This is a genomic window from Kitasatospora sp. NPDC059973 (assembly GCF_042737525.1).
In the GTDB taxonomy this organism is placed as follows: domain Bacteria; phylum Actinomycetota; class Actinomycetes; order Streptomycetales; family Streptomycetaceae; genus Kitasatospora.
The window spans coordinates 37,849-46,186 of sequence record NZ_JBHWUI010000058.1; the positions used below are offsets into that span (position 1 = coordinate 37,849).

The 8,338-nt window shown below is 75.8% G+C and carries 6 protein-coding genes; 4 read left to right on the plus strand and 2 right to left on the minus strand.

All coding sequences use genetic code 11. From position 1 onward, the window contains the following. The first annotated feature begins 127 nt into the window (after positions 1 to 127). On the plus strand, positions 128 to 802 hold the full coding sequence (locus tag ACFWA9_RS17855) for an isochorismatase family protein (RefSeq protein ID WP_352288788.1): 675 nt from the start codon (positions 128 to 130) through the stop codon (positions 800 to 802). After that, positions 799 to 2,862 carry an anthranilate synthase family protein gene (locus ACFWA9_RS17860; RefSeq protein ID WP_380388136.1) on the plus strand — a complete coding sequence of 688 codons (2,064 nt, stop codon included), beginning with the start codon at positions 799 to 801 and terminating at the stop codon, positions 2,860 to 2,862. Before ACFWA9_RS17855 ends, ACFWA9_RS17860 begins: the two co-directional genes overlap by 4 nt. A 15-nt stretch (positions 2,863 to 2,877) precedes the next feature. Here the strand turns inward: ACFWA9_RS17860 and ACFWA9_RS17865 are convergent, their stop codons facing one another. Then, complete coding sequence (locus tag ACFWA9_RS17865; protein ID WP_359833819.1) at positions 2,878 to 3,693, minus strand: uracil-DNA glycosylase; 816 nt, start codon at positions 3,691 to 3,693, stop codon at positions 2,878 to 2,880. Between the two features lie 159 nt (positions 3,694 to 3,852). Between ACFWA9_RS17865 and ACFWA9_RS17870 the strand changes: the two genes are divergently transcribed. Further along, on the plus strand, positions 3,853 to 4,851 hold the full coding sequence (locus ACFWA9_RS17870; protein ID WP_380388138.1) for a slipin family protein: 999 nt from the start codon (positions 3,853 to 3,855) through the stop codon (positions 4,849 to 4,851). Beyond that, complete coding sequence (locus ACFWA9_RS17875; protein WP_329486479.1) at positions 4,848 to 5,312, plus strand: CBS domain-containing protein; 465 nt, start codon at positions 4,848 to 4,850, stop codon at positions 5,310 to 5,312. Before ACFWA9_RS17870 ends, ACFWA9_RS17875 begins: the two co-directional genes overlap by 4 nt. 26 nt (positions 5,313 to 5,338) lie before the next feature. Here ACFWA9_RS17875 and ACFWA9_RS17880 read toward each other — a convergent pair whose 3' ends face one another. Further along, positions 5,339 to 8,233: an FAD-binding and (Fe-S)-binding domain-containing protein gene (locus ACFWA9_RS17880; RefSeq protein ID WP_380388140.1), complete on the minus strand. Its 2,895-nt coding sequence runs from the start codon at positions 8,231 to 8,233 to the stop codon at positions 5,339 to 5,341. Positions 8,234 to 8,338 lie beyond the last annotated feature (105 nt).

The window sequence follows — 8,338 nt, forward strand, 5'->3', positions numbered from 1 at the left end:
GCCGGACCGGCCCACCGGCGCGGCCGCCCGCACCACCCACCCGGCGGCCCGTCCGCTCCCGCTCGACAGCGCTCGGTCCCACCAGCCCCACCAGCGATTCGACCCAGGAACCCAGGAGAGGAAGGCCATGGCGGGCATACCCCCCATCGCGCCGTACCCGATGCCGACCGCGGCCGACCTGCCCGGCAACACCGCCCGGTGGACCGTGGACCCGGACCGGGCGGTGCTGCTCGTGCACGACATGCAGCGCTACTTCCTGCGGCCGTTCCCCGCGGCCGTCCGCGACCACCTGGTCGGCAACGCCGCCCGGTTGCGCGAGCGCAGCGCCGCCCTGGGGGTCCCGGTCGCCTACACCGCCCAGCCCGGCGGCATGACCGAGGAGGAGCGCGGCCTGCTGAAGGACTTCTGGGGGCCGGGCATGCGGGTCGACCCGGTCGACCGGCAGGTCGTCGAGCCGCTCGAACCGGCCCCGGCCGACTGGGTGTTCACCAAGTGGCGGTACAGCGCCTTCTTCCGCTCCGGCCTGCTGGACCGGATGCGCGAGCAGGGCCGCGACCAGCTCGTCCTCTGCGGCGTCTACGCGCACGTCGGGGTGCTGATGTCCGCGGTCGAGGCGTTCACCAACGACATCCAGCCGTTCCTGGTGGCGGACGCCGTCGCGGACTTCTCCGAGGAGTACCACCGGCTGGCCCTGGACTACGCGGCGCAGCGCTGCGCCGTGGTCGTCACCACCGACGACGTCCTCGCGGGGCTCCGGCCGGCCGCCGTCGCGGCCGGTGGCCCGGGGGAGGCCGGCGCATGACCGGGGCCGGCACGGCGCCGTACCCCGTGGACCTGCTGGACCGCGTCCTGGGACTGCGGCCGCCGCCCTTCGCCCTCATCCACCGCCCGGAGTCGACCGGGCCGGACGCGCTGGACGTGCTGGTCGGCACGGTGTCGACGCCGGGGACGCTCGCCGAGCTTCCCGTTCCCGCCGGGGCCGTCCCCGCCGGGGACGCCCGTCACGAGGTGCTGGCGATCGTCCCCTACCGGCAGATCGCCGAGCGCGGCTACGCCTACGCCGACGACGGCGAGCCGCTGATCGCGATGACCGTCACCGACCAGGGAGTGCTGCCGCTGGCCGAGGTGCTGCGACGGCTCCCGGACGTGTCGATCACGCTGGGCGGCGGCCACTTCGACGTGGACGACGAGACCTACGCCGGGACGGTGCGCAGGGTCGTCGCCGACGAGATCGGCCGGGGCGAGGGCGCGAACTTCGTGATCAAGCGCTCGTTCCTCGCCGACATCACCGGCTACACCACGCACAGCGCGCTGTCGTTCTTCCGGCGGCTGGTGCGGGGCGAGTCGGGCGCCTACTGGACCTTCATCGTGCACACCGGCGCCCGTACGTTCGTCGGCGCCACCCCGGAGCGGCACCTCAGCCTCGCCGGCGGCAAGGCCGTGATGAACCCGATCAGCGGCACCTACCGGTACCCGCCGTCCGGCCCGACCCTGCCCGGGGTGATGGACTTCCTGGCCGACCGCAAGGAGGCCGACGAGCTGTACATGGTGGTGGACGAGGAACTCAAGATGATGGCCCGGATCTGCGCGGAGGGCGGCCGGGTAGTGGGCCCGTACCTCAAGGAGATGGCTCGGCTGGCGCACACCGAGTACTTCATCGAGGGGCGCACCGACCGCGATCCGCGGGAGATCCTGCGCGAGACACTGTTCGCCCCGACCGTCACCGGCAGCCCGCTGGAGAGCGCCTGCCGGGTCATCCGCCGGTACGAGCCGCAGGGCCGCGGCTACTACAGCGGGGTGGTCGCGCTGATCGGGCGCGACGAGCACGGCGGATCCGCGCTGGACTCGTCGATCCTGATCCGCACGGCCGACATCGACGACGCGGGCCGGGTCCGGATCGGGGTGGGTGCCACCCTGGTGCGCCACTCCGACCCCGAGCAGGAGGTGGCCGAGACCCGGGCGAAGGCGGCGGGCCTGCTCGCGGCCCTTCAGGCGGACGGCCCGGCGGCACCGGCCCCGGCGCCGGCCCCGACTCCGGCCCTGACCCCGACCCCGGCCCCGGCCCTGACCCCGACCCCGGCCCCGGCCAAGGCCCCGACCCCGGCCCCGGCCAAGGCCCCGACCCCGGCCCCGGCCAAGGCCCCGGCCAAGGCCCCGGCCAAGGCCCCGGCCGTCTACGGCGCGCACCCGGACGTCCGGGCCGCGCTGGAGCGGCGCAACGCCGGCATCGCCGACTTCTGGCTGGCACCGGTGTCCGCGCGCTCCCGGCCGAGGTCCGCCCTGACCGGTCGCCGGGTGCTCGTGGTGGACGCGGAGGACACCTTCACCGCGATGATCGACCACCAGCTCCGCTCGCTCGGCCTCGCGGTGACGGTCCGCCGGTTCGACGAGCCGTACGCGCCGGACGGGTACGACCTCGTCGTGATGGGCCCCGGCCCGGGAGATCCGCGAGGCGCGGGCCACCCCAAGATCGCGCGGCTGCGGTCGACGATCGACACGCTGCTCCGGGAGCGGCGGCCGTTCTTCGCGGTCTGCCTCAGCCACCAGGTGCTCGGCCTGCGGCTCGGCCTCCCGCTGGTTCGCCGGGAGGCGCCGAACCAGGGCGTGCAGCGGGAGATCGACCTCTTCGGCGTCCGGGAACGGGTGGGCTTCTACAACACCTTCGCGGCCCGCAGCGTCGAGGCCAAGGTCGAGTGCGAGGGCGTCGGCCTGGTCGAGGTGAGCCGCGACGCGGACACCGGCGAGGTGCACGCGCTGCGCGGCCCGCACTTCGCCTCGCTGCAGTTCCACGCCGAGTCGATCCTCACCGAGGACGGCGTCCGGCTGGTCGGCGGGCTGCTGACCGAGGTACTGGCGGGCTGAGGGGCCGCCGGACGGCTACGGCTCCCCACCGGCGCCCGGGCGCTCCGGCAGGGGGTCCAGACCGGCCGAACGGGCGGCCTCGCGGAGCAGCTCGCGCAGCATGACGGTGCTCAGCCGGCCGGTGTTCGTGTTGCGCGGGCTGACGTGGTAGCACCCGTACAGCTCCAGCGGCGGTCCGCCGTCGGCGGCCGGCAGGGTGACCCGGGCGCCGTGGCCGAAGACCGGCCGGGGCCGGGGCACCTGCCAGCCGGCGGCGGCGACCGCCGGGAGCAGCGCCTGCCAGGCGAAGCCGCCGAGCGCCACGACGGTCCGCACGGTCGGCCGCAGCAGCTCCAGCTCGCGGGTGATCCACGGGCGGCAGGTGTCCCGTTCGGCGGTGGTCGGCTTGTTGTCGGGCGGCGCGCAGCGCACCGGGTCGGTGATCCGGACCCCGTGCAGGCGCAGGCCGTCCCCGTGCCGGACCGACTCGGCGCGGTTCGCCAGCCCGAGCGCGTGGAGCGTGGCGTAGAGCAGGTCGCCGGACGGGTCGCCGGTGAAGATCCGGCCGGTGCGGTTGCCGCCGTGCGCGGCGGGGGCGAGGCCGACCAGGACCAGCGGCGCGTCGGGCGGGCCGAAGCCGGGGATCGGGCGGCCCCAGTAGTCCCAGTCCAGGTAGGCGCGGCGCTTGGTGCGCGCGGTCGCCTCGCGCCACTCGACCAGCCGGGGACAGGCGCGGCAGCCGGTGACGACGGCGTCCAGCGCGGGGACCGTGGCCGTGCGGGCGGCGGCCGCGACGGGGTGGCCCGGGTCCTCGGGGTCGGTGGCCGGGCCGTCGGCTGCGGGCTGGGACATGGGGACGATCTTAGGCGCGGCTGTCGGCGGCCGGCGGCCGACGGGCGGCCCGTTCCGGCGGCGCCTCCGCAGGCGTAGCGTGGAACCGGCTGCTCCGGCGGCCCCCGGCCGGGCCGGGGCGGCGACCGCCGGGGCGGCGGTGCGCGCGAGGAGACCGCGATGCTGATATTCGATGCGGTGCTGGCGGCCGTCGTACTGGTGGCCGTGTGGGCCGGGCTGAGCGTCCGGGTCGTGCAGCAGTTCCAGCGGGGCGTGGTGTTCCGCTTCGGCCGGGTGCGCGAGCAGGTCCAGGGCCCCGGGCTGGTGCGGCTGATGCCGGTGGCGGACCGGCTGCGCAAGGTGAACGTCCAGATCGTGACGATGCCGATCCCCGCCCAGGAGGGCATCACCCGCGACAACGTGACCGTCCGGGTGGACGCGGTCGTCTACTTCCGGGTGGAGGACCCGGTGAAGGCGACCGTCAACGTGCAGGACTACAACTTCGCCATCTCGCAGGTCGCCCAGACCTCGCTGCGCTCGATCATCGGCAAGAGCGAGCTGGACGACCTGCTGGCCAACCGGGAGCCGATCAACCAGGGGCTGGAGCTGATGATCGACAGCCCGGCGCTGGGCTGGGGCATCGAGATCGACCGGGTCGAGATCAAGGACGTCGCCCTGCCGGAGTCGATGAAGCGCTCGATGTCCCGGCAGGCGGAGGCCGAGCGGGAGCGCCGGGCGAGGATCATCACGGCGGACGGCGAGTACCAGGCCTCGGCGCGGCTGTCGGAGGCCGCGGCGGTGATGAGCGCGACTCCTGCGGCGCTCCAACTGCGGCTGCTGCAGACCGTGGTGGAGGTGGCGGCGGAGAAGAACTCGACGCTGGTGCTGCCGTTCCCGGTCGAGCTGCTGCGGTTCCTGGACAGCGCGGCGGAGGTGCACCGCAAGACGGTGGGCGACGGCGGCGAGCAGGCGGGCGCGCAGCCGCCACCGGCCGAACCGCCGCCGCTGCCGGAGGTGGAACAGCTCGAACTCCCGCCGCTGGAGGAAGTGCTGGAGCAGTCGCCGGTGGACCGGCTGAACGGCGCCGGCCACCCCGCGCCGGGCCCGGTGGCGGGGCCCCCTGGCCCGGACCACGATGGAGGGACGGGAGTGGCAGGCACGTCAGGAGGCCGATCATGACCAGAGCCAGCGACATCATGCACCCGGGCGCGGCGTGCGTGGGTGAGCACGAGACCCTCGCCTCCGCCGCCCGGATCATGCGGGAACGCGACGTCGGGGCGTTGCCCATCTGCGGTGAGCGGCAGAAGCTGCTCGGCATCGTGACCGACCGCGACATCGTGCTGAAGTGCGTCGCCGAGGGCCGCGACCCCGAGCAGGTGACGGCGGGCGAGATCGCCCAGGGCCGGCCGATGACGGTGGAGGCGGACGAGGACGCCGAGCAGGTGCTGCGGATGATGGAGCAGTACCGGGTGCGCCGGCTCCCGGTGATCAACCACCCGGAGCACGAGGTGGTCGGGATGATCAGCGAGGCGGACATCGCGCGCGGCCTGCCGCAGGCCCGGCTGGCGGAGTTCGTCTCGGCGGTCTGCGCGGAGGAGCCGCCGCGGTCGACGGAGGTGCAGGAGCCGCAGGCGGTCTAGGGCCGCACGCCGCTCCCACCGGGCGGTCAGTGCTGCTCCCGGAGGCCCCGCTGCAGCAGTTCGGCGAGGTGGAGGGCCTGGCGGCCCTCGGCCAGGTGGGCGATCTGGGTGCGGCAGCTGAAGCCGTCGGCCAGCACGACGGTGTCCGGGTCCGCCGCGCGCAGCTCGGGCAGCAGCACGCGTTCGGCGATCGTCACGGACACCTCGAAGTGGCCCCGCTCGAAGCCGAAGCTGCCGGCCAGCCCGCAGCAGCCGGAGTCGAGGACGCGGTTGCGCAGACCGGTGCGGGCCTCCACCCGGCGGTCCGCGGCGGTGCCGAGGACGGCGTGCTGGTGGCAGTGGGTCTGGGTGACGGCGTCCAGCGGGAGCCGGGGGAGCGGGGCGTCCGGCGCGTACTGGTCGATGAACTCGGCGAAGGTGCGCGTCCGTTCGGCGAGCGGGCGGCCGTCGGCGCCGAGCAGCCGGGGCAGGTCCTCGCGCAGGGTGGCGGTGCAGCTCGGGTCCATGCCGACCACCGGGGTGCCGGCGGGCAGCCCGGTCGCGGCGAGCGCGCGCAGGCTGCGCCGCATCACCCGCCGGGCAGTGCCCAGCTGGCCGCTGGAAAACCAGGTGAGCCCGCAGCAGACGGGGCCGTCCGGCAGCCGGACGTCGAAGCCCAGGTGGGAGAGCACCTCGACGGCGGCGCGCAGCACGTTCGGCTGGAGGTGGTCGGAGAAGGTGTCCGGCCAGAGCAGGACGGGGCGGGCGCCGGCCGGGGCGGGGTGCGCGGCGCGGTGACGGCGGTACCAGCGGGTGAAGGTCTCGGGCGGGAACACCGGGACCGGCCGGCGCCGGTCCACCCCGCCGAGCCGCTTCAGCGGGCCGGCGGCGGCCGACCGGGCGATCAGGTTGGCCGCGCCGGGGGCGAGCGCGACGGCCCGCAGCCAGAGCGGCAGCCACCCCATCGAGTAGTGCGACAGGGGCCTGGGGCGGTGCCGGTAGTGCTGGTACAGGAACTCGGTCCGGTAGGTGGCCATGTCGACGTGGACCGGGCAGTCGCCGGCGCAGCCCTTGCAGCCGAGGCAGAGGTCCAGCGCCTCCCTGACCTCCGGTGAGCGCCAGCCGTCCGGGATGGCGCCCTCCGCGCCGCGCAGCATCTCGGCGAGCAGCCTGGCGCGGCCCCGGGTGGAGTGGCGCTCCTCGCCGGTGGCCATGTAGCTCGGGCACATCACCCCGGTGTCGGGGTCCACGCACTTGGCCACCCCGACGCAGCGGTGCACGGCCTTGGCGAGGCTGCCGTCGTCCTGCGCGTACGGGAGGGCGAGCGGGAGCGCGCGCACCGGCCCGGCCAGCCGCAGGTCGGCGTCGAGCGGGCGCGGGTCCACCAGGGCGCCCGGGTTGAGCAGGTTGTCGGGGTCCCAGATCCGCTTGAACTCGCCGAAGAGCGCGATGATCCCGGGCGGGTACATCCGGGGCAGCAACTCGGCGCGGGCCTGCCCGTCGCCGTGCTCACCGGAGAGCGAACCGCCGTACGAGACCGCGAGGTCGGCGGCCTGTTCCAGGAACTCCCGGAACACCGCCGGCCCGTGCGGCGCGGTGAGCGGGAAGTCGATCCGCAGGTGGACGCAGCCCTCGCCGAAGTGCCCGTACGGGACGCCGCGCAGGCGGTGGCGGCGCAGCAGCGCCCGCAGGTCGCGCAGGTAGTCGCCGAGCCGCTCCGGCGGGACGGCGGAGTCCTCCCAGCCGGGCCAGGCCTCGCCGCCGCCGGGCAGCCGGGTGACGATCCCCGCGCCGGCCTCGCGCACGCCCCAGAGCTGGCGCTGCTCGCCGGGGTCGGTGACGAGCGAGGTGGTGGCGGAGCGCTCCCGGCGGACGGCGTCGGCGAGCCGCCGGGCCGCCTCGAGGGCCTCGGCGGGGGTCGCGCCGGCGGTCTCCAGGAAGAGCCAGCAGGCGCCCTCGGGCAGCCGGTCCAGTGCGGGCGGGCGCGGTCCGGCGGCGAGCAGCGCGGCGATCAGGTCGGCGGCCATGCCCTCGACGGTCAGCGGGCGCAGCGGCAGCAGGGCGGGGACGGCGTCGGCGGCGGCCGTCTCGTCCGGGTAGCCGGCCACCACCAAGGCGCGGGCGGGCGGGTCCTCGACCAGTCGGACGGTGGCGCCGAGCAGCAGCGCGCAGGTGCCCTCGGTGCCGGTGAGGGCCCGGGCGAGGTGGTGGCCGCGTTCGGGGAGCAGGGCGTCCAGCGGGTAGCCGGAGGTCCGGCGCGGCAGGTCCGGCATGCCCTGGCGGATCACGGCGAGGTTGCGGTCGGTGAAGTCCTGGAGGTCGCGGTGGAGCCGGCCCGCGCGCCCGGGCAGGGCGCGCAGCGCCGTGCGTTCGGCGGGCCCGAGCGGGCCGCCGACGGTGAGTTCGGTGCCGTCGGCGAGCAGCAGGTCGAGGGACTCCACGTTGTCGGAGGTGCGCCCCCAGACGACGGAGTGGGCGCCGCAGGAGTCGTTGCCGATCATGCCGCCGAGGGTGCACCGGCCGTGCGTGGACGGGTCCGGCCCGAAGCGCAGACCGTGCGGGCGGGCGGCCCGCTGGAGGTGGTCCAGCACGGCGCCCGGCTCGACCCGGGCGGTGCGGCGCTCCGGGTCCACGCCGTGCACCGCGCCCAGGTGGCGCCGGAAGTCCAGGACGACCGCGCCCGGGCCGATCGCCTGCCCGCCGATGCTGGTGCCGGCCCCGCGCGGTACCACCGGTACGCCGTACTGCCGGCAGAGCGCGACGGCCGTCCGGACGTCGTCCAGGTCGGTCGGCTTGACCACGCCGAGCGGCAGGTGGCGGTAGTTGGACGCGTCGTGGCTGTAGACGGTGCGCTCGGCGGCGCCGAAGCGGACGTCGCCGCGCAGGGTCGCGGCGAGCTCCCGGGCGAGGTCGGCGCCGGGGGCGGCGGACGGTCGGCTCACGGGGGTCCTCCCGGGGGTGGGCTCGGCGTACCGCCGCCGATCATCCCAGCCGGACGGCGCGCCCGGTACGGGCCACCCCGGCGTGCGGCCGACGGAGTGTCGGCC